A 22,476-nucleotide genomic window follows, 5' to 3' on the forward strand; every position below is an offset into this window, starting at 1 on the left:
TAACCCAGTAATAAACTCATTTATTATAATCCAAAATATGATATAATTAAGCGATTATGTTTTTGAAAAAGGTGGAACTTATAATGTATGAAACTTACCATTCTGGTTGGATTGAATGCATTACTGGAAGTATGTTTAGTGGAAAATCTGAGGAATTAATCCGTCGATTAAGAAGAGGAATTTATGCTAAACAAAAAGTAATCGTATTTAAACCGGCTATTGATGACCGGTATCATAAAGAGAAAGTTGTATCACATGATGGTAATGAGCTAGAAGCCATTAATATTACAACAGCTAGAGAAATACTATTACAAGATTTATCTCAATTTGATGTCATAGGTATAGATGAAATTCAATTTTTTGACAATGAAATTGTAAATATAGTAGAAAAGCTAGCAGAAGAGGGGCATAGAGTTGTAGTAGCAGGGTTAGACATGGACTTTAGAGGTGAACCTTTTGAACCAATGCCTCAAATTATGGCTGTAAGTGAACAAGTAACGAAATTACAAGCCGTTTGTTCAGTATGTGGTTCGTCTTCAAGTCGGACACAACGTTTAATCAATGGACAACCAGCAAGAATTGATGATCCTATTATATTAGTAGGGGCAAATGAAAGTTATGAGCCAAGATGTAGAGCACACCATATTGTAGCACCTAGCATAAATGATAAGGAGGAAATGTAGTGTTTGATCAATTAGGTATTGTTGAAGAAAGATATGAACAGTTAAATGAAATGTTAAGTGATCCAGAAATCGTTAACGATCCAGATAAATTACGAAAATATTCTAAGGAGCAAGCAGATTTACAGAAAACAGTAGATGTTTATAGAGATTATAAAAATAAAAAAGAAGAAGTAGCAGAAATAGATGAAATGCTTACTGAAACAGATGATAAAGAAGAAATTGAAATGTTAAAAGAAGAAGCATCAGGATTAAAAAGTACACTGCCAGAATTAGAAGAACAACTTAAATTCTTATTAATTCCTAAAGATCCAAATGATGAAAAGGATGTTATTGTCGAAATTAGAGCAGCTGCTGGTGGAGACGAAGCAGCTATTTTCGCAGGTGACTTATTAAGAATGTATACAAGATATGCGGAATCTCAAAATTTCAAAACTGAAATTGTTGAAGCGACAGAAAGTGATCATGGCGGATATAAAGAAATCAGTTTTTCAGTTTCAGGTAATGGTGCCTATAGTAAGTTGAAATTTGAAAACGGTGCCCATCGTGTACAACGTGTGCCCGAAACAGAATCTGGTGGACGTATTCATACTTCTACAGCGACTGTAGCTGTATTACCTGAAGTTGAAGATGTAGAAATTGAAGTGCGTAATGAAGACTTAAAAATTGATACGTACCGTTCAAGTGGTGCTGGTGGACAACACGTTAATACAACAGATTCTGCTGTGCGTATTACTCACATTCCAACTGGTATCATTGCAACGTCTTCAGAAAAATCACAAATTCAAAACCGTGAAAAAGCATTAAAAGTATTAAAAGCGCGATTATATGATATGAAATTACAAGAAGAACAACAAAAATATGCAGCTCAACGTAAATCGGCTGTAGGTACAGGAGATCGTTCTGAACGTGTAAGAACTTATAATTATCCTCAAAGTCGTGTGACAGACCATCGAATTGGCTTAACTTTACAAAAGCTTGACCAAATTATGGAAGGTAAATTAGAAGAAATTATTGATGCATTAACACTTTCTGAGCAAACTGAAAAACTGAAAGAATTAAATAATGGCGAGCTTTAAAGATACCTTACAAGAAGCGATTGAATTAACTAAAGAAAAAGGGTTTGAGCAATCTAGAGCGGAATGGCTTATGTTAGACTTATTTAAATGGTCTAGGACAGATTATTTAATGCATATGTATGATGAGATGTCTCAAGCTGAAGAAGCAAAATTTTCACTTGCATTAGACCGAATGTTACTAGGAGAGCCCATTCAATATATTGTTGGTTTTCAATCATTTTATGGATATCAATTAAAAGTAAATGCTCATTGTCTTATTCCACGTCCAGAAACAGAGGAAGTCATGCTTCATTTTTTAGAGCATTGTAAGGATGGAAGTACAATTGCTGATATAGGAACAGGTAGTGGAGCGATTGCAATTGTACTTAAAAAACTAAATCCGACTTTAAATGTAATAGGCACAGATCTTATCGAAGAAACTCTAGAGATAGCATCTGATAATGCACATCAATTAAAAGCGGATATCAGATTTCTAAAAGGTAACGCCCTTAAACCACTTATCAAAGAAAATATAAAACTAGATGGTCTAATATCAAATCCTCCTTATATTGATCAAACTGAGATGAAAGATATGGAAGATACAGTAGTAAAGTATGAACCACATATTGCTTTATTCGCTGAGGATGAAGGATATGAGATTTATGAGACGATTCTAGACGATTTACCCAAAGTACTTAATAAAGGGGCTTATGTCACTTTTGAAATAGGATATAGTCAAGGAGAAATATTAAAAACACGTATTATAAATAAATATCCGCATATCAATGTAAATCTCTTGAAAGATATTAATGGATTAAATAGGATGATTTCATTTAAATGGTAAAAGTGGAGTGGGAAAGAAAGGTATTATTTTCTAACCCACTTCTTTTTCTTTAATAACTCCACACATGTGAAAGGTGTGATAAAAGTGAAAACAAAAATATGGAATATGAAAGAGTATAGTCAAGATCTCCAAGCGTTTTCTCAATTAGCAGAAATAAAAACTATTTATGAGAATGGGGGTCTAATTGCGATACCTACTGAAACAGTCTACGGTTTAGGTGCAAATGCTAAAAATGAACAGGCAGTAGAAAACATTTATAAAGCTAAAGGACGTCCGTCTGATAATCCACTTATTGTTCATATTTACAAGCAATCACAAATGGATTCATTTGTATCAATTATTCCTAAGGAAGCCAAGCAATTAATGAATGCATTTTGGCCTGGCCCAATCTCGTTTATTCTTCCTTTAAAACAAGGATACTTATGTGAAAAAGTGACAGGTGGGCTTAATTCTATTGCTGTAAGAATGCCAAGTCATCCGATTGGAAGAGCAATATTAGAATATGTCGACTTGCCCATTGCAGCACCTAGTGCAAATATAAGTGGAAGACCTTCTCCAACGACATTTCAACATGTTTATAATGATTTAAATGGAAAAATAGATGGTATTGTGAATGGCGATCAAAGTGAAGAAGGCTTGGAGAGTACAGTTTTAGATTGCACACAATTTCCTTTTAGAATAGCAAGACCAGGATCAATTACTCAAACAATGCTTAATCACGTGGTACCCGGTAGCGTTATTCAATATGATTATAATCAATTAGAACATCCCATAGCACCAGGTATGAAATATAAACACTATGCACCTAAAACACCTGTATATATGTTAACTGAGTTTATACAACCTATTTCTGAGTTAAATGAATCAGGGTTAGCATTTGTTTTACCTTCTAGTATGAAAAAGTATGTACCTAAAGATTGTATATTTATCTCTCTTTGCGAAAATCAAAGAGATATTAGAGGGGCTAATCATAACTTATATAAAATTTTACATGATATTGATGATGATGAACGAATAAAAAAAGCATTCATATATGCTTTTGATAACATTGAAGGTTCTGAAGCAGTAATGAACCGAATGATAAAGGCAACAGGTAATCAAATAGTTAAAGGAAGAGAATTATGAAAATAACATTTGTATGTACTGGAAATACTTGTAGAAGTCCAATTGCAGAAAGTATAGCTACAGCACTTTTACCTAATGATTCTATCCAATCACGTGGATTATTTGCAATGAATGGACAATCCATTACTCCTGAAGCACTAGAAATTATTTTAGAAAATAAATTACCAGAACCTTCTGTATCTCAAATATTTAGTCAAGACGACTTAAAAAGTGATTTGATTTTAACAATGACTAATAATCATAAAAATCAGTTAATTAAACAATATGGCACAAATTATCCCATATATACATTATGTGAATATGTGTCTGAATCGGGTGAAATAGGTGATCCATTCGGTGGTAGCATAGATACCTATCGTCAAACATTTAATCAATTATACTCTCTTATTAGCAAATTGAAACACGAAGAATAAAGAGAAATATTACGCTAATAGTATAAGTAGAGTTATAAATAAGGTATAATAAAGAAGTATAGCTTGTCTGCTATGCTTCTTTTTATTTTTGCAAGTGAGGTGAAATAATATGCAAGAACTTACAACTTTACTAGATGAATTGAAAGCACAATCTTTTTTTAAAAAAGATGAAATCTGTGTGATAGGATGTTCAACTTCTGAAGTAATTGGTGAAAAGATAGGTTCAGTTGGGTCAATGGAAGTTGCTGAAACTATTTTTAATGAATTAGAACGTATAAAACGTGAAACGGGCGTTTCATTTGCGTTTCAAGGCTGTGAACACATCAATAGAGCGATTACAATTGAGCGTGAAGATTATAATCCATTTACTATGGAAGAAGTAACAGTTGTACCAGATGTTCATGCAGGAGGAAGTCTTGCTACATATGCCTATCAGCATATGAAAGATCCAATAGTTATTGAGTATATAAAAGTGCCTAAAGGTATTGATATTGGTCAGACGCTTATTGGAATGCACATTAATCATGTTTGTGTACCGTTAAGAACAAGCGTAAAAAAAATTGGTGAAGCTATAGTTACGATTGCTACTTCAAGACCAAAAAAAATTGGTGGAGAAAGAGCGAAATATGAATAAGTTCTAAAGGAAGAAGGGGAACATATGTCTTATATTAAGGAACAAGATCACATTATTTATGAAGCGATTCAAAATGAATACAACCGTCAAAACAATAACATTGAGCTCATTGCTTCAGAAAACTTTGTTTCAGAAGCAGTAATGGAAGCACAAGGATCTGTAATGACAAATAAATATGCAGAAGGCTATCCAGGACGTCGCTACTATGGTGGTTGTGAATACGTTGATGTTACAGAAACTATTGCTATTGAACGTATCAAAGCTTTATTTGGAGCTGAGCATGCAAATGTACAACCACATTCGGGTTCTCAAGCTAATATGGCAGTATATTTAGTTGCTTTAGAGATGGGAGATACTGTGCTTGGAATGAATTTAAGTCATGGTGGTCATTTAACACACGGTGCTTCAGTTAATTTCAGTGGTAAATTTTATAATTTTGTCGATTATGGAGTTGATAAAGAAACTGAAAGAATTAATTATGAAGAAATTCGTGAATTAGCTAAGAAGCATAAACCTAAATTAATTGTAGCTGGTACATCAGCATATTCTAGACAACTAGATTTTAAGAAATTTAAAGAAATTGCTGATGAAGTTGGTGCTAAATTAATGGTTGATATGGCTCATATTGCAGGTTTAGTAGCTGTTGGATTACATCCTAATCCTGTAGAATATGCAGACTTTGTTACAAGTACCACTCATAAAACATTGAGAGGACCACGTGGAGGTCTGATTCTTTGTAAGGAAAAGTATAAAAAAGATATAGATAAGACAATATTCCCTGGAATACAAGGTGGACCACTAGAACATGTTATCGCTGCAAAAGCTGTTGCTTTTGGAGAAGCTTTAGAACCAGATTTCAAAGTGTATCAAGAACAAGTCATTAAAAATGCTAAAACTTTAGCTGAAACGCTTCAAAACGAAGGATTTAGAATTGTTTCAGGGGGCACAGATAACCATTTAGTTTCAGTAGATGTAAAACAATCAGTTAATTTAACTGGAAAACAAGCTGAAGAAATATTAGATTCAATTGGTATTACATGTAATAAAAACACAATACCTTTTGATCAAGAAAAACCATTTGTTACAAGTGGAATTAGACTAGGTACTCCTGCTGCAACAACACGTGGTTTTGATGAAGAAGCATTTAAAGAAGTAGCTTTAATTATCAGTACAGCATTAAAAAATTCAAATGACGAAGCAAAATTAGAAGAAGCTAGTGATAGAGTAAAACAATTAACTCAAAAATATCCGCTATATGAATAACAACATAATTGGAGGAAATGAAATATGAGTAAAGTACACGTATTTGATCACCCACTCATTCAACATAAATTGAGTTACATCCGTGATAAAAATACCGGAACAAAAGAATTTAGAGAACTTGTCGATGAAGTGGGTATGCTAATGGCATATGAAGTTACAAGGGATTTACAATTGCAAGACGTAGAAATTGAAACCCCTGTAACAACTATGACAGCAAAACGGTTAGCAGGAAAAAAATTAGCAATTGTACCTATTTTAAGAGCAGGTTTAGGTATGACAGATGGTGTATTAAGTTTAGTTCCAGCTGCACGTGTAGGACATATTGGATTGTATCGTGATCCTGAAACATTAAAAGCAGTAGAGTATTTTGCTAAATTACCTCAAGATATCGATGAGCGTGAAATTATAGTTGTTGACCCAATGTTAGCTACAGGTGCTTCAGCAATCGAAGCAATCAATTCACTAAAAAAACGAGGTGCAAAGAATATTCGTTTTATGTGCTTAATTGCCGCACCTGAGGGCGTTGAAAAAATGCAAGAAGCGCATGAAGATGTTGATATCTATATTGCAGCTTTAGATGAGAAACTTAATGATAAAGCATATATTACACCTGGCTTAGGAGATGCTGGGGATAGATTATTTGGTACTAAATAAGTACTATAGGAGTAAATATTATGAGAAAGATTATGACAGTCTTTGGTACAAGACCAGAAGCAATTAAAATGGCACCCTTAGTTAAAGCACTTGAAAAAGATTCAGTGCTAGAACCAATTATTGTTGTAACTGCTCAACATAGAGAAATGCTTGATTCAGTTTTAAAAACATTCAATATAAAACCACATCATGATTTGAATATCATGAAAAAAGGACAAAGTCTTTCAGAAATAACAGCTAGATCTATTATTCAACTTGAGCAAATTATGAAAAAAGAATGCCCAGATATGGTACTTGTTCATGGAGATACAACAACCACTTTTTCTGGCGCATTAGCAGCATTCTATAATCATACATCTGTAGGCCACGTGGAAGCGGGTCTCAGAAGTGGAAATAAATACGCGCCTTTTCCAGAAGAAGTAAATCGGCAGATGGTGAGTAACATTGCCGATTTACACTTTGCTCCTACAATTGGTGCGAGACACAATCTAATTCAAGAAAATAAAGATAGAAGATCAATAGTGATTACTGGTAATACTGCTATTGATACACTAAATTTTACAATTAATAAAAATTATACTTCTGAGTTGATAGAGAAGCATAAAAATAAAAGAATTGTATTGTTGACCGTTCATCGTAGAGAAAACATAGGAAAACCTATGGAACATATTTTTAAAGCAGTCAGAGATATCGTTGATACCATTGAAGATGTTGTAGTAGTTTTTCCTTTACATATGAATCCGGAAGTTAGAAAACTATCTTACACTTATTTAGAGAACCACCCAAGTATAGAGCTGATTGAACCATTAGATGTTGTTGACTTTCATAATTTCGCTAATCAAGCTTACTTAATTTTAACTGATTCTGGAGGTATTCAAGAAGAAGCACCTTCATTAAATAAACCAGTTTTAGTACTTAGAGATGTAACTGAAAGAATTGAAGGAGTAGAAGCTGGAACATTGAAGGTAATTGGTACAGAGTATAACAATGTGTATCAAGAAATTAGGAAATTATTAAAGAATAAAAAAGTTTATAATAATATGGCACATGCTCAAAATCCATATGGAGATGGGAAAGCATCTGAACGTATATGTGAAAGTATTAAATATTACTTAGGAATAACAAAAGAAATACCTAAAGAATTTGAAAAGTCAAAAAATTATTAATCAATTTGTGAACATTTTATGACAATAACCATGTTAAATTTAACAACAATTTGAATAGAATTGACACATAAATTACCCTATATTATTATTAAATTTGTATGAGTGGAACGGTTTCCATGATTGTCATAAGTTTTGGAGGCACAAAGAATGAAACGGTTCAGCATCATATTAAGACAATTCATTCAATATTACATTTATTTTTTAATATTGTTAAGTATTTTGTATTTTATTAAACCTAATTCTTTTTTATTAGGCTTAATAGTTGGGACGATTGGGTCACTAATCAATACATACATTTTTGAAATATATCTTTCTAAGGCTAAACATCCAGATAATATACATATTTCTACAGGCAATGTATGGAGATACTTAGTCGCAATTATTGCATGTATAGTATGGGTTGTCTTCAAAGAGAATGTAAATATCATTGGTATAATGATAGGCCTTATGATTTCTTATGTATTAATCATTTTACGCCCTCTCTTGCTAAAATAGTAAACTATATACAGAAAGAGGTGAGTACATGGATCACAAATCCCCACTCGTAAGTTGGAATGTGTTTGGATTTGATATTGTTTTCAACTTAGCAAGTATTATGATGCTTATTATTACTGCTATTATTGTTTTTATAATAGCTATTGTTTGTACGCGTAATCTTAAGAAAAGACCTAGTGGCAAACAAAACTTTATCGAATGGATTTTCGATTTTGTAAGAGGTATTATTGAGAGTAACATGGCTTGGAAAAAAGGTGGTCAATTTCACTTCTTAGCAGTGACATTAATTTTGTTTATTTTTGTTGCCAATATGCTAGGTTTACCATTTGCAATTGTTACACATGATCATTATTTATGGTGGAAATCTCCAACTGCTGACGCGACAGTAACATTGACGTTGTCAACGATGATGATTTTATTAACACATTACTATGGTGTTAAAATGCGTGGAACAAAAGCATATGTTGGTAATTACTTTAAACCTTTCTGGCCATTAGCAATTATTAATGTTTTCGAAGAATTCTCTTCAACATTAACACTAGGTTTACGTCTTTACGGTAATATTTTCGCTGGTGAGTTACTATTATCTCTATTAGCTGGCTTGTTTTTCCAAAACGGCTGGGGCTGGATAATTAGTATTCCTGGCTTAATTATATGGCAAGGATTCTCAATCTTTGTTGGTACAATCCAAGCATATATCTTTATTATGCTTTCTATGGTTTACATGTCCCATAAAGTTGCGGACGCACATTAACATAAACAAACATTTTAGGAGGAATTATTAATATGGGTTTAATCGCAGCAGCAATTGCAATCGGTTTATCAGCATTAGGTGCTGGTATCGGTAACGGTCTTATTGTTTCAAGAACAGTTGAAGGTGTAGCACGTCAACCAGAAGCACGTGGTCAATTAATGAGTATTATGTTCATTGGTATTGGTTTAGTTGAAGCATTACCAATCATTGGCGTTGTTATCTCATTCATGACATTATTCAGATAAAAAATTTTCGAGGCGAAGTCTCTTTGATCTTCGCCATTCGTTTTATTTAGTGGCAAAGTGATGATTAATAATGAAAGGAGTGTCAAATGCCAGTGAACGCATTAACTAATTCATTTGTTTTAGGTGCAGCTACAGGTGGCGTTGAATGGGGAACAACAATTGTTACAATTTTTACATTTATTATCCTATTGGCGTTATTGAAAAAATTTGCTTGGGGTCCATTGAAAGAAGTAATGGATAAACGTGAGCGCGATATCAATAGAGATATTGACGAAGCTGAACAAGCAAAATTGAATGCACAAAAACTTGAAGAAGAAAATAAAAAGACACTTAAAGAAACACAAGATGAAGTTCATAGTATTCTTGAAGATGCAAGAATTCAAGCACGTAAGCAACATGAAGACATTATTAAAGATGCGCATGAACGTGCAAACGGTATGATTGAAACAGCTCAAAGTGAAATCAATAGTGAAAAAGAACGTGCGCTTGCAGATATTAATAATCAAGTTTCTGAGTTGTCAGTTTTAATTGCTTCTAAAGTTTTACAAAAAGAAATTTCAGAACAAGATCAAAAAGGTCTCGTTGATAAGTATCTTAAAGAGGCAGGCGATAAATAATGGCAGATGTAGCTAAAAAATACGCTAAAGCTTTATTTGATGTCTCTATTGATAAAAATCGATTAGATTTAATGTATGAAGAATTGCAAGAAGTTAGTAATGCAACTTTAAAATATACTGATGATTTAAAAGCAATTGATTCAAATCCTAACCAACCTGCTTCTGAAAGACGTAAATTTGTAGGTATTGTATTTGGTGATGCGAATTATTACTTAAAAAATATGCTAATGATTTTAGCAAATAATCATCATTTAGCGCTTATTCATTCTATATCTAAAGAATTCAAATATTTTTATGACCGCCATTATAATCAAGGTGATGCTTTGGTTGAATCTGTATATCAATTGAATGAAGAAGAATTATCTCGCATTGAAAGTGTAATTCTTAACAAAACTAAATTGTCTAAAGTACATATCACAACTAAAATTAACCCTAACTTAATCGGCGGTTTTAGAGCAAAAGTGGGGACTACTGTATTAGATGGTAGTGTAAAAAATGATTTAGAACAAATTGAGCGTAAATTTAAAAGAGTTAATTAAAAAAGAGGAGTGACATAGATGGCCATCAAAGCTGAAGAAATCAGTGCATTACTTCGCTCACAAATTGAAAACTATGAGTCAGAAATGTCTGTTGATGATGTAGGTACCGTCCTTCAAATTGGTGATGGTATTGCATTAATTCACGGATTAAATGATTGTATGGCTGGTGAGCTTGTAGAGTTTTCAAATGGTGTGCTTGGTTTAGCACAAAACCTTGAGGAATCAAATGTGGGTGTCGTAATCTTAGGACCTTATACTGAAATTAGAGAAGGCGACGAAGTTAAACGTACTGGCCGTATCATGGAAGTGCCAGTAGGTGAAGAACTTATCGGGCGTGTTGTGAATCCATTAGGTCAACCGATTGATGGACAAGGTCCTATTAATGCAACTAAGACACGCCCTGTTGAGCAAAAAGCAACAGGTGTTATGGATCGTAAATCAGTTGATGAACCATTACAAACTGGTATTAAAGCGATTGACGCATTAGTACCAATTGGTCGTGGACAACGTGAATTAATCATTGGTGATAGACAAACTGGTAAAACAACGATTGGTATTGATACAATATTAAACCAAAAAGGCTTAGATACAATTTGTATCTATGTAGCAATTGGTCAAAAAGATTCAACAGTACGTGCAAATGTTGAAAAATTACGTCAAGCTGGCGCATTAGATTACACAATCGTTGTATCTGCATCAGCAGCGGAACCAGCACCATTATTATACATCGCCCCTTATTCAGGAGTAACAATGGGTGAAGAGTTCATGTTTAATGGAAAAAATGTACTTGTTGTATATGATGATTTAACTAAACAAGCAGCGGCTTATCGCGAATTATCATTATTATTACGCAGACCTCCAGGTCGTGAAGCGTATCCAGGTGACGTTTTCTACTTACACAGTAGATTATTAGAAAGAGCAGCTAAATTAAGCGATGCACTAGGTGGCGGTTCAATTACTGCTTTACCTATCATTGAAACACAAGCTGGGGATATCTCTGCATATGTTCCAACTAACGTGATTTCAATTACTGACGGACAAATTTTCTTACAATCTGATTTATTCTTCTCAGGTGTACGACCTGCGATTAATGCTGGTCAGTCTGTATCACGTGTTGGTGGTTCAGCACAAATTAAAGCAATGAAAAAAGTTGCTGGTACATTACGTTTAGATTTAGCATCTTATCGTGAGTTAGAATCATTTGCACAATTTGGTTCTGATTTAGACGAATATACTGCTAGAAAATTAGAACGTGGTAAACGTACGGTTGAAGTTTTAAAACAAGATCAAAATAAACCACTTCCTGTTGAAAACCAAGTGTTAATTATTTATGCCTTAACAAAAGGTTATTTAGATGACATTCCTGTAGAAGACATTACACGTTTTGAAGATGAATTAAATAGTTGGTCTAAATCAAATGCTTCAGAATTATTAGGAGAAATCAGAGAAACTGGTCAGCTTCCAGATGATGCTAAATTTGAAACAGCTATTAATGAATTTAAGAAAAGTTTTAGTAAGTCTGAGTAACTAAACTTTAAATCAAAAAGGTGGTGAGATAATGGCTTCTCTTAAAGAGATAGATGGTCGTATTAAATCGACGAAAAAAATGAAACAGATTACCAAAGCAATGAACATGGTTTCAAGTTCTAAGTTACGTCGAGCTGAAAAAAATACCAAGCAATTCGAACCTTATATGGAAAAAATGCAAGATGCGATAACTGCTATTGCAGGAGCAAGTAAAAATTCAAATCATCCGATGTTAAGACCAAGACATATTCAACGCGGTGGTTACTTAGTCATTACTAGTGACAAAGGATTAGCGGGCGCTTATAGTTCGAATGTGCTTAAACGACTAATCAATGACATTAAAGAAAAACATACAAATAGTGATGAGTATAGCATTATTGTTTTAGGTCAATCTGGTGTTGATTTCCTTAAAAATAGAGGTTATGAAGTAGAAAGTTCACTTGTTGATGTACCTGATCAACCTTCATTTAAATCAATACAAGCTATCGCAAAGCATGCAATTGACTTATTCAGTGAAGAACATATTGATGAACTTAAGATTTATTATAGTCACTATGTTAGTGTTCTTGAAAATAAACCTTCTGTTAAACAAGTTCTACCATTATCTCAAGAAGATTCTAGTCAAGGCCAAGGTCAAATGTCTTCATATGAATTTGAACCAGATAAAGACTCAATCTTAAAAGTTATTCTTCCACAATATGTTGAAAGTTTAATTTATGGAACGATTCTTGATGCTAAAGCTAGTGAACATGCAGCTCGAATGACTGCAATGAAAAATGCATCTGATAATGCAACTGAACTTATTGATGACTTATCATTACAATATAATAGAGCAAGACAAGCTGAAATCACTCAACAAATTACAGAAATTGTTGGTGGTTCTGCCGCACTTGAATAATATTTTAAAGGAGGAAATAACATGGGTAATGGCCGTGTAACTCAGGTTATGGGTCCTGTAATTGACGTTCGATTTGAACATAATGAAGTACCTGAAATTAATAATGCCCTAATTATTGAAGTACCTAAAAACGATGGCACATTCAAATTAACTTTAGAAGTTGCATTGCAATTAGGTGACGATGTTGTTCGTACTATTGCAATGGATTCAACTGATGGCGTTCAACGTGGTATGCAAGTTGTGAATACTGGTAAAGATATTAGTGTTCCTGTAGGTGAAGAAACGCTTGGGCGTGTGTTTAACGTTTTAGGAGAAACAATTGATTTAAATGAAAAAATAGATAGTTCTGTAAGACGTGATCCTATTCATCGTCGTCAACCTAATTTTGATGAATTATCTACTGAAGTAGAAATTCTTGAAACAGGTATCAAAGTTGTAGATTTATTAGCACCTTATATTAAGGGCGGTAAAATTGGTTTATTCGGTGGTGCCGGTGTAGGTAAAACCGTATTAATTCAAGAATTAATCAACAATATCGCTCAAGAGCATGGTGGTATTTCCGTATTCGCTGGTGTAGGTGAACGTACTCGTGAAGGTAACGATTTATACTATGAAATGAGTGATAGTGGCGTTATCAATAAAACTGCCATGGTATTTGGACAAATGAATGAGCCACCAGGTGCGCGTATGCGTGTTGCTTTATCAGCATTGACAATGGCTGAATATTTCCGTGATGAACAAGGTCAAGACGTACTTTTATTCATTGATAATATTTTCCGCTTTACTCAAGCTGGTTCTGAAGTATCAGCATTATTAGGACGCATGCCTTCAGCTGTAGGTTATCAACCAACATTAGCAACTGAAATGGGTCAGTTACAAGAACGTATTACATCTACTAATAAAGGTTCAGTAACTTCAATCCAAGCAGTATTCGTTCCTGCCGATGACTATACTGACCCAGCGCCAGCAACTGCGTTCGCACATTTAGATGCTACTACAAACTTAGAACGTAAATTAACTGAAATGGGTATTTATCCAGCGGTAGACCCATTAGCTTCAACTTCTAGAGCTTTAGAGCCATCTATTGTTGGTCAAGAACATTATGAAGTTGCACGTGAAGTTCAATCAACATTACAAAAATACAGAGAATTACAAGATATCATTGCAATTTTAGGTATGGATGAATTATCTGAAGAAGATAAATTAACGGTAGAACGTGCCCGTAGAATTCAATTCTTCTTATCACAAAACTTCCATGTGGCTGAACAATTTACTGGTCAAAAAGGTTCTTATGTTCCAGTTAAAACAACTGTGACGAACTTTAAAGATATCTTAAATGGTAAATATGACCATATTCCTGAAGATGCATTCCGTTTAGTTGGAAGTATGGATGATGTTATTGCTAAAGCTAAAGATATGGGTGTTGAAGTTTAAACTAATTAGGAGGTAAAGATAATGAATACAGTAAATCTTGATATTGTCACTCCTAATGGTTCAGTCTACGAAAAAGATGATGTTGAACTCGTAGTATTTCAAACTACTGCGGGGGAAATAGGTATCATGAGTGGACATATTCCGACAGTTGCCGCATTAAAGATAGGCCATGTTAAAGTTAAATTTAAGAATGGTACTGAGTATATAGCTGTTAGTGGTGGCTTTGTTGAAATTAGACAACATAATGTATCTGTCATTGTTCAAACAGCTGAAACAGCTAGTGAGATCGATGTAGAAAGAGCTAAGTTGGCTCGCCAAAGAGCGCAGTCTCATATAGATGATGAGGATAACAGTGACATTAACCGAGCTAAACGCGCATTAGCTAGAGCGGAAAACCGTCTGCGTGTAGCTGAATTAAACTAACGAATAAATGAAATGATGTGAGACAATGTTCATGTTAAATATAATGTCTCACTTTAATGATAATGACTAATAAAAAATCATAGACATGAAAATGTTTATGATTTAGTTAATTAATCTTAATATATTAAAAGAGCTTGAGACATTATTAGTGTTTCAAGCTCTTTTTTTTATGTATAAAAGGACTTAGAATAATATTGACTTCAAATTTTATTTTTAGCTACTTTTATTAAATCTCGCAGTGTTCTTATGTATCATTCTTAACTTTTTTAATGTACAATATATTACAGAAATCTTTAAGGAGAGAGAAGAATGGAATATGTTGGTCAATTTGCAATAATACATTTATTTTTGCATGTAATATGTATATGTATTGCGTACTGGGCATTAAATTCTCTCAGATTAGATCAATTTTTTAAAAAAGGATATGCAACACAAGTGCAAGTGTGTATGATTTTCCTAGCCATTTTAATGGGTACTGGAGTAAGTAACTTTATCACTGACTTATTACAGTATTCTACACAAATCAAATATTTATTTTAAAAAATGAATTTCTACCAATTAACTAAAATTATAGATATACTAATTAAATAAGTAATTTAAAATGGGAAATGTTATAAGAAATAGGAGTTTAATGTGGAGGATTAATATGGATAAGATAATTATAAATGGAGGCAATCGCCTTACTGGTGAAGTTCAAGTAGAAGGAGCTAAAAATGCTGTATTACCTATACTTACAGCATCGTTATTAGCATCTGAAGGGCAAAGTAAATTAACGAATGTGCCCGATTTAAGTGATGTTGTTACTATCAATAATGTTTTATCTACTTTAAATGCTAAAGTGAATTATGATAAAAAAAATGGGTCAGTTATAGTTGATGCTTCTGCTACATTAAATGAAGAGGCGCCTTATGAATATGTGAGTAAAATGAGAGCAAGTGTGTTAGTAATGGGACCTTTATTAGCACGTTTAGGTCATGCAATCGTTGCATTACCAGGTGGCTGTGCAATTGGTGCTCGTCCAATTGAACAACACATCAAAGGTTTTGAAGCATTAGGTGCAGAGATTCATTTAGAGAATGGAAATATATATGCAAGCACTAAGGATGGATTGAAAGGTGCAAATATTCATCTAGATTTCCCGAGTGTAGGCGCAACTCAAAATATTATAATGGGTGCTTCTTTAGCACAGGGAAAAACGGTTATCGAAAATGTAGCTAAAGAACCTGAAATTGTAGATTTAGCTAATTATATCAATGAAATGGGTGGTAATGTTATTGGCGCTGGTACAGACACAATTACTATCCATGGTGTTGAAAAATTAGTAGGAGTTGAACATTCGATTATACCTGATCGCATTGAAGCAGGCACGCTCATTATCGCAGCAGCAATAACAAGAGGTGATGTTTTTGTAAAAGGCGCTGTTAAAGAACATATGACAAGTTTAATTTATAAATTAGAAGAAATGGGAGTTAATCTTGATTTTAATGAGAAAGGTGTACATGTCACTACAAATGAGAAACTTCAACCTGTAGATATTAAAACACTGCCTCATCCAGGTTTCCCTACAGATATGCAATCACAAATGATGGCATTATTATTAACCTCTGAAGGTCATAAAGTAGTGACTGAAACAGTATTTGAAAATAGATTTATGCATGTTGCAGAATTTAGAAGAATGAATGCTAATATTAATGTAGAAGGTAGAAGTGCTAAAATAGAAGGTAAAAGTCAACTACAAGGTGCTCAAGTAAAAGCTACGGATTTAAGAGCAGCCGCAGCTCTAATTTTGGCTGGTTTAGTAGCAGAAGGCACAACCCAAGTGACAGAACTTAAACACTTAGATCGTGGTTATGTTAATTTCCATGAAAAGTTAAAATCACTTGGTGCAGATATTAAAAGAGTGAATGATTAATTTTTAAATAGATTTGAGGTAATAATTATGGAAACAGTTTTTGATTATAATGAAATAAAAAAAATCATCCCTCATAGACAACCTTTTTTACTTATTGATCGTATTGTTGAATATGAAGAAGGAAAGCGTTGCGTAGGTTTAAAACAAGTTTCAGGTAATGAGTCATTTTTCCAAGGACATTTTCCTGATTATGCAGTTATGCCTGGTGTACTCATCACAGAAGCTTTAGCACAAACAGGTGCAGTAGCTATGTTAAATAGTGAAGAAAATAAAGGTAAAATTGCTTTATTTGCAGGTATTGATAAATGTAGATTTAAAAAGCAAGTTACACCAGGTGATACTTTAATGTTAGAGGTTGAAATTACAAAAATTAAAGGTCCTATTGGAAAAGGTATAGCAAAAGCTACTGTTGATGGACAACTTGCTTGTAGTTGTGAACTTACTTTTGCTATTCAAGATGCTTAATTAAAAATAGAGTAGTAGCGAAATAACTCATTTCGTTACTACTCTATTTTTATCTTTCAAATTTTTCTTCTTTTAATTTTGGCTTAGATTGCATCATTCTGTTGAATGTGGTTTTTAAATCTTCTCCTGATAATCCTTCATCAATAAGTTGTTCTAATAGAGTTTCTGCGTATACTTGTCGATGTGTATAAATATGACACTCGAAAATAATTGACATTTTTCCTTCAAATAGAGAAATATTTTTTATTGTTGCATCAAATAATGCTGGATCATTCGAAGGTCTAGTAATCACTACTCTTATATCTAATAATGTTTGTGATTCATAATATTTTTGCATTGTATCATAATGCGTATCTGAAATGACAATTTCTAGTAGCCAACCTGTACCACTATTTTCTTTATTTATAATTACACCATCATAAAGTTCAAATTCTGAAATCCTATTACTATCGCTTACTATTTGAAATCGAACTGCTTTAAAAGTCTTCATAATATTTCACCCATACTCTTAAAAATTTTTAAATTATATGATTATCGTTTTTTTGTTAAATAAGCTTCCTCATTTTTTACTATTTTTCTTAAATATATCAGATATTAATTCTAAAAAGGTAAAAAATCTGAAAAAATAGCTTTTTGACGTTATATTAAAATCTATTTAATATAACGATATAAGGAGGTGACACATGTTAAATAAGATAGTAATCGTAGGTCGTATGACTAAAAATGCGAAAATTTATGACAATGAGGAGGTGAAGATTGCAACGTTTAGTGTGGCTACTGAACGTAATTATAAAGATGAAAATGATGAAATAGCCAGTGATTATATATTTTGTAAAGCATTCGGTAAGATGGCTACCAATATTGAAAAATATACTTCTCAAGGGTCATTAGTAGGTATCACTGGTCAAATGCGTTCTCGTAAATATGAAAAGGAAAATCAAACTCATTTTGTAACCGAATTATATGTTGAAACAATTAAATTTATGTCCCCAAAGTTAAATAAAGAAATACTCTCAGATAGCTCACTTATTACAGACACTTATCCATTTGATAATCACGAATTAATTAATATAAACTAAAGCTCTCTATTTTTAATACTCCAACCCTTTCCAATTAATATAAATCTTTCAATTATACTCAAATATACTCAAGAGGTCGGTATAAATATGCCGACCTTTTTAATAATTTATAAGACAGTAGCTACAATTAATTCGTTAGATAATTTAAAAAAGCACGGTCCATTTTCTGAAATATTACAAAGTCATTACAATTGATTTTACTATTATATATACAATAAATACTGCTATTAAAGTTTTCGTAGCAAATATTTAATAAGAACTATTTACATATCTATGTAATTTTAATGTAAAAAAAGCACGTTTTTTTTTATTTCACTGTAACCTGTTAGGCCTTCTTAGATGTTAGAGTAGTACTCGTAAAATAATTAGAAAACAAATGACTTAGGAGGATTTTACTATTATGAAAAAGACAATTATTGCATCTTCATTAGCAGTAGGATTAGGATTAGTAGCAGGAAACGTAAGTCATGCTGATGCAAGTGAAAATCAAATTAATAAAGAAAAATTAGCTCAATTAGCGGAATCTAACGATCAATCATTAAATCAACATCCTATTCAAGAAGGATCATATAATTACCAATTTAATTTAAATGGTAAGACTTATCATTTTTGGTCAGATGGAACATATTTTAAATGGGAATATTATCCATCAAACGGTTTAACTGAAAATAGTACTAATCAAAACGTAGCTTCTACTCAAACAACACAAAATGTATCTTACCAAAATAATAATTATAATAACATAAATCAATCAGCTTCAACTTCAAATGTAAGTCAACACTATACAAATGAAGCTCAAACACAACAAGCACCAAAAACAACACAAACTAAACAAGCAACTCAAACACAACAAGCACCTGCTAATGCAACTACAAATCAACCTAAACAATCAACAAGCGGTTCATCAGTAAATGTAAATAGTCATTTACAACAAATCGCTCAACGTGAATCAGGTGGAGATATTCATGCAATCAACCCTTCTTCTGGTGCAGCAGGTAAATATCAATTCTTACAATCAACTTGGGATTCAGTAGCACCAGCACAATATAAAGGTGTATCACCAGCACAAGCACCTGAAAGTGTTCAAGATGCTGCGGCAGTAAAACTTTATAATACTGCAGGTCCATCTCAATGGGTTACAGCGTAAAACTTAATAAATAAATTAATAGTGCCTGGGACATTATGAGTTGTCTCAGGCCTTTTTAATATATTGACAATCGATGACTGATTAAAAAGAGTTTTGTACCATGCGTTGTTTATTATAGTTATAAAAGTTTGGGACATAAAGTTTCTGGATAAGTGAAAAAAGATAAATTCTATTGAAATAATATAGAACTTGTCTTTTTTATAAATTTTTGATTATTTTCAACTCGTTGGGTTGCTCGTCTTCTTATATCGAGTGCCATTAGTAGAGCGAGTTGAGTCATGTTATATTCTTTATATATAAGGAACCTTGTTAATTTAGTTTATTGATATTTATTAAATTATACGAAAGGGCCTTATTTTTTTTTAAGTATTTCAATGTAAAATTATATATAAACACAAAGTATTTTGGTGAGACTCTTGTGGGAACAGGACAAGCTAAAGACTACAGGATGAAGCTGTCATCTAAGAAAGCGAGCCAACAATACGTAGTATTGTAAATAAAGAAGTCAGTAAATGAATTTATAATAAACGCAATTACTGGCTATTTTGATAGGAATTATGTCCCGGTCTCTCATTAATTTTATTTCACATCTTTTTTTATTTGAATTATAACAATGGTTTTGTTATGGTTAAATTAATTGAAAACTACTAGGGGAGCCTTATAATATGGCTGAGATGAAGGATTCAGACCCTTATAACCTGATTTGGTTAATACCAACGTAGGAAAGTAGTAATACATATTCACTCATTCTATTTTTTGAATATTGACTACATTTCTACGTTGAAATGTAGTTTTTTTATTTAAGGAGGAATAGTTAATGAGTTTTTCAGATGAATTAAAACAAGCGTCAAAACCAATTATTGAGGAAATTTATAATGATGGTTTTATTCAAGATTTATTAAAAGGAAAATTATCAAAACAAGCAGTGCGCCAGTACTTACGTGCTGATGCTTCTTATTTAAAAGAATTTACTAATTTATATGCCTTACTTATTCCTAAAGCACCTAGTATGAAAGATGTAAAATTCTTAGTAGAGCAAATTGAATTTATGTTAGATGGCGAAGTAGAAGCCCACGAAATTTTAGCTGACTATATTAATGAATCATATGAAGAAATTGTAAAAGAAAAAGTATGGCCACCTAGTGGAGATCATTACATTAAACATATGTATTATCATGCGTATACACATGAAAATGCTGCATATACTATTGCTGCAATGGCACCATGTCCTTATGTATATGAAGTCATTGCCAAATGGGGTCTAGAAGATTCAAACCTTAATAGAGATGCACTTACTGCTAAGTGGTTTGATTTTTATAGTACAGAAATGGCTCCTTTAATTGAAGTGTTTGATCGTTTATTAAATGAACTAACGGAACATTGTACTGAAAATGAAAAAAGAGAAATTAAAGAAGCGTTTTTACAAAGTACTATCCACGAACGTCATTTCTTTAATATGGCCTATATTGATGAGAAATGGGATTTTGGAGGAAAAAATCATGAATAAACCTAAGATTGCATTAACAATTGCCGGTACTGATCCTTCCGGTGGTGCTGGAGTTATGGCAGATTTAAAATCATTCCATGCTTGTGGAGTATATGGAATGGCTACTATTACAAGTATTGTGGCTCAAAATACTAAAGGAGTTCAACATATTCATAATCTAGAAACTAGTTGGGTTAAAGAACAATTAGATAGTGTATTTGATGATGAATTACCTCATGCAATTAAGACTGGAATGATTGCTACACATGAAACGATGGAACTGATTCAAACGTATTTAAAAAAGCATAGCGATATTCCCTATGTTATCGATCCAGTTATGCTAGCTAAAAGTGGCGATTCCTTAATGGATGATGAAACAAAAAAACATCTTCAGGAAACGCTCTTACCATTAGCTGATGTCGTTACTCCTAACATTCCTGAAGCTGAAGAAATTACTGGTTTGAAAATTGATACTGAAAAAAATATTCGTAAAGCAGGTCACATATTTATAAATGAAATAGGAAGCAAAGGTGTCGTCATTAAAGGTGGTCATTCTGCTGATTTAAAAAATGCTAAAGACTTTTTATTTACTAAAGATGATGTCTATACATTTGAAGAGAAGCGATTTAATACGCCACATACTCATGGTACAGGTTGCACATTCTCAGCTGTTATCACAGCCGAACTCGCTAAAGGCAAAACAATTTATGAAGCTGTAAAAAAAGCTAAAAAATTTATTTCATTAAGTATTGAACATACACCTGAAATCGGTCAAGGACGTGGTCCGGTAAACCATTTCGCTTATATGAAGAAAGTTGGTTTAGACGATGAATAGTTTAGAAAAGATAAGACAAGAGAATCCACTAGTAGTCTGTTATACCAATGATGTAGTTAAAAATTTCACTGCGAATGGACTCTTGAGTATTGGTGCAAGTCCAGCAATGAGTGAAGCTCCAGAAGAAGCAGAAGAGTTCTATAAAGTAGCAGGGGCACTACTTATAAATATTGGGACATTAACTAAAGTAAATGAAAAAGATATTTTAAGAATCGGAAAAATTGCTAATAGACAAGGTACACCCATTGTATTTGATCCAGTTGCAGTAGGTGCATCAACATATCGTAAACAATTTTGTGAAACTTTTCTTTCTGAAATAAATGTTTCTGTAATTAAAGGAAATGCATCTGAAATTCTTACTCTAGTAGATTCAAATACTACAATGAAAGGCACTGATGGAGAAACAGACTTAGATGTAGTGACAATCGCTAAAAAAGCTTATGAAAAATATCAAACAGCAATTGTTATTACAGGTAGAGAAGATGTTATTATTCAAGATAATCAAATTGTCAAATTAACAAATGGTTCTCCATTACTTGCAAAAATCACAGGCGCTGGTTGTTTATTAGGCGGTTTAATTGCTGGATTTTTATTTAGAAATACACATCCATCATTACAAGTATTAGAAGAATCAGTAAGTTATTATAATATTGCCGCAGAGATTGCTGAAAAAAGCGAAAAGGTTAATGGACCTGGAACATTCTTACCTCAATTACTTGATGAAATGTATCAACTTAACTATGATACTTATAAACAATTTGTAAAACGTGAAGAGGTTTAAAT

At 32.7% G+C, this 22,476-nt stretch carries 27 protein-coding genes and 1 riboswitch; of the genes, 26 read left to right on the plus strand and 1 reads right to left on the minus strand.

Annotated elements, in window-relative coordinates:
* The first annotated feature begins 83 nt into the window (after positions 1-83).
* The 21 genes from AC2FB1_RS05145 to fabZ all read left to right on the plus strand — a co-directional run bounded on the left by AC2FB1_RS05145 (position 84) and on the right by fabZ (position 17,146).
* Positions 84-683: a thymidine kinase gene (locus AC2FB1_RS05145; protein WP_490674215.1), complete on the plus strand. Its 600-nt coding sequence runs from the start codon at positions 84-86 to the stop codon at positions 681-683.
* Positions 683-1,759 (plus strand): peptide chain release factor 1, encoded by a 1,077-nt coding sequence (gene prfA, locus AC2FB1_RS05150; RefSeq protein WP_490674216.1) that lies wholly within the window; start codon positions 683-685, stop codon positions 1,757-1,759. Before AC2FB1_RS05145 ends, prfA begins: the two co-directional genes overlap by 1 nt.
* Positions 1,746-2,582 (plus strand): peptide chain release factor N(5)-glutamine methyltransferase, encoded by an 837-nt coding sequence (prmC, locus tag AC2FB1_RS05155; RefSeq protein ID WP_490674217.1) that lies wholly within the window; start codon positions 1,746-1,748, stop codon positions 2,580-2,582. Before prfA ends, prmC begins: the two co-directional genes overlap by 14 nt.
* Before the next feature lie 84 nt (positions 2,583-2,666).
* Positions 2,667-3,707, plus strand: coding sequence for an L-threonylcarbamoyladenylate synthase (locus AC2FB1_RS05160; protein WP_490674218.1), 1,041 nt, complete (start codon positions 2,667-2,669; stop codon positions 3,705-3,707).
* Positions 3,704-4,120: a low molecular weight protein arginine phosphatase gene (locus AC2FB1_RS05165; RefSeq protein WP_490674219.1), complete on the plus strand. Its 417-nt coding sequence runs from the start codon at positions 3,704-3,706 to the stop codon at positions 4,118-4,120. Before AC2FB1_RS05160 ends, AC2FB1_RS05165 begins: the two co-directional genes overlap by 4 nt.
* Positions 4,121-4,229: 109 nt before the next feature.
* On the plus strand, positions 4,230-4,754 hold the full coding sequence (locus tag AC2FB1_RS05170) for a TIGR01440 family protein (RefSeq protein ID WP_490674220.1): 525 nt from the start codon (positions 4,230-4,232) through the stop codon (positions 4,752-4,754).
* 24 nt (positions 4,755-4,778) lie between these two features.
* Positions 4,779-6,017, plus strand: coding sequence for a serine hydroxymethyltransferase (gene glyA, locus AC2FB1_RS05175; RefSeq protein WP_490674221.1), 1,239 nt, complete (start codon positions 4,779-4,781; stop codon positions 6,015-6,017).
* Between the two features lie 24 nt (positions 6,018-6,041).
* Entirely contained in the window at positions 6,042-6,671 is a 630-nt protein-coding gene (gene upp, locus AC2FB1_RS05180) for a uracil phosphoribosyltransferase (protein WP_490674222.1), read from the plus strand.
* A gap of 20 nt (positions 6,672-6,691) precedes the next feature.
* Positions 6,692-7,837 (plus strand): non-hydrolyzing UDP-N-acetylglucosamine 2-epimerase, encoded by a 1,146-nt coding sequence (gene wecB, locus AC2FB1_RS05185; RefSeq protein ID WP_490674223.1) that lies wholly within the window; start codon positions 6,692-6,694, stop codon positions 7,835-7,837.
* 147 nt (positions 7,838-7,984) lie between these two features.
* Complete coding sequence (locus AC2FB1_RS05190) at positions 7,985-8,332, plus strand: ATP synthase subunit I (protein WP_490674224.1); 348 nt, start codon at positions 7,985-7,987, stop codon at positions 8,330-8,332.
* A gap of 28 nt (positions 8,333-8,360) precedes the next feature.
* Positions 8,361-9,086 carry a F0F1 ATP synthase subunit A gene (gene atpB, locus AC2FB1_RS05195; protein ID WP_002448665.1) on the plus strand — a complete coding sequence of 242 codons (726 nt, stop codon included), beginning with the start codon at positions 8,361-8,363 and terminating at the stop codon, positions 9,084-9,086.
* Positions 9,087-9,118: 32 nt separating this feature from the next.
* A complete protein-coding gene (atpE, locus tag AC2FB1_RS05200) occupies positions 9,119-9,331 on the plus strand; it encodes a F0F1 ATP synthase subunit C (protein ID WP_002448651.1) in 213 nt (70 codons plus the stop codon).
* Between the two features lie 86 nt (positions 9,332-9,417).
* The gene (locus AC2FB1_RS05205; RefSeq protein ID WP_490674225.1) at positions 9,418-9,948 is read left to right on the plus strand and encodes a F0F1 ATP synthase subunit B; all 531 of its coding nucleotides are present in this window, start codon (positions 9,418-9,420) and stop codon (positions 9,946-9,948) included.
* The gene (locus AC2FB1_RS05210) at positions 9,948-10,487 is read left to right on the plus strand and encodes a F0F1 ATP synthase subunit delta (protein WP_490674226.1); all 540 of its coding nucleotides are present in this window, start codon (positions 9,948-9,950) and stop codon (positions 10,485-10,487) included. The genes AC2FB1_RS05205 and AC2FB1_RS05210 overlap by 1 nt, the downstream gene beginning before the upstream one ends.
* An 18-nt stretch (positions 10,488-10,505) precedes the next feature.
* Complete coding sequence (atpA, locus tag AC2FB1_RS05215) at positions 10,506-12,014, plus strand: F0F1 ATP synthase subunit alpha (protein WP_490674227.1); 1,509 nt, start codon at positions 10,506-10,508, stop codon at positions 12,012-12,014.
* Between the two features lie 31 nt (positions 12,015-12,045).
* The gene (gene atpG, locus AC2FB1_RS05220) at positions 12,046-12,912 is read left to right on the plus strand and encodes an ATP synthase F1 subunit gamma (protein WP_490674228.1); all 867 of its coding nucleotides are present in this window, start codon (positions 12,046-12,048) and stop codon (positions 12,910-12,912) included.
* A gap of 21 nt (positions 12,913-12,933) precedes the next feature.
* Positions 12,934-14,346 carry a F0F1 ATP synthase subunit beta gene (gene atpD / locus AC2FB1_RS05225; RefSeq protein WP_490674229.1) on the plus strand — a complete coding sequence of 471 codons (1,413 nt, stop codon included), beginning with the start codon at positions 12,934-12,936 and terminating at the stop codon, positions 14,344-14,346.
* Between the two features lie 21 nt (positions 14,347-14,367).
* A complete protein-coding gene (locus AC2FB1_RS05230; protein ID WP_490674230.1) occupies positions 14,368-14,769 on the plus strand; it encodes a F0F1 ATP synthase subunit epsilon in 402 nt (133 codons plus the stop codon).
* A 309-nt stretch (positions 14,770-15,078) separates the two neighbouring features.
* Positions 15,079-15,309, plus strand: coding sequence for a DUF1146 family protein (locus tag AC2FB1_RS05235; RefSeq protein ID WP_490674231.1), 231 nt, complete (start codon positions 15,079-15,081; stop codon positions 15,307-15,309).
* A gap of 106 nt (positions 15,310-15,415) precedes the next feature.
* Positions 15,416-16,681 (plus strand): UDP-N-acetylglucosamine 1-carboxyvinyltransferase, encoded by a 1,266-nt coding sequence (gene murA / locus AC2FB1_RS05240; RefSeq protein WP_490674232.1) that lies wholly within the window; start codon positions 15,416-15,418, stop codon positions 16,679-16,681.
* A 27-nt stretch (positions 16,682-16,708) separates the two neighbouring features.
* Positions 16,709-17,146, plus strand: a complete 438-nt coding sequence (gene fabZ, locus AC2FB1_RS05245) for a 3-hydroxyacyl-ACP dehydratase FabZ (protein WP_490674233.1) — start codon at positions 16,709-16,711, stop codon at positions 17,144-17,146.
* 49 nt (positions 17,147-17,195) lie between these two features.
* Here the strand turns inward: fabZ and AC2FB1_RS05250 are convergent, their stop codons facing one another.
* Entirely contained in the window at positions 17,196-17,636 is a 441-nt protein-coding gene (locus AC2FB1_RS05250) for a YwpF-like family protein (protein ID WP_490674234.1), read from the minus strand.
* Positions 17,637-17,829: 193 nt separating this feature from the next.
* Between AC2FB1_RS05250 and AC2FB1_RS05255 the strand changes: the two genes are divergently transcribed.
* From AC2FB1_RS05255 to thiM, 5 genes are all read left to right on the plus strand, one after another.
* On the plus strand, positions 17,830-18,225 hold the full coding sequence (locus AC2FB1_RS05255; protein WP_490674236.1) for a single-stranded DNA-binding protein: 396 nt from the start codon (positions 17,830-17,832) through the stop codon (positions 18,223-18,225).
* 400 nt (positions 18,226-18,625) lie between these two features.
* Positions 18,626-19,372, plus strand: coding sequence for a transglycosylase family protein (locus tag AC2FB1_RS05260; protein WP_490674237.1), 747 nt, complete (start codon positions 18,626-18,628; stop codon positions 19,370-19,372).
* Between the two features lie 639 nt (positions 19,373-20,011).
* Positions 20,012-20,114, plus strand: a riboswitch (TPP riboswitch).
* Positions 20,115-20,189: 75 nt separating this feature from the next.
* Entirely contained in the window at positions 20,190-20,879 is a 690-nt protein-coding gene (tenA, locus tag AC2FB1_RS05265) for a thiaminase II (protein ID WP_490674239.1), read from the plus strand.
* Entirely contained in the window at positions 20,872-21,693 is an 822-nt protein-coding gene (gene thiD / locus AC2FB1_RS05270) for a bifunctional hydroxymethylpyrimidine kinase/phosphomethylpyrimidine kinase (protein WP_490674240.1), read from the plus strand. Before tenA ends, thiD begins: the two co-directional genes overlap by 8 nt.
* A complete protein-coding gene (gene thiM, locus AC2FB1_RS05275) occupies positions 21,686-22,474 on the plus strand; it encodes a hydroxyethylthiazole kinase (protein ID WP_490674241.1) in 789 nt (262 codons plus the stop codon). The genes thiD and thiM overlap by 8 nt, the downstream gene beginning before the upstream one ends.
* Positions 22,475-22,476: the final 2 nt, after the last annotated feature.

This window comes from Staphylococcus sp. CoH_129_LAB_1 (genome assembly GCF_058191515.1).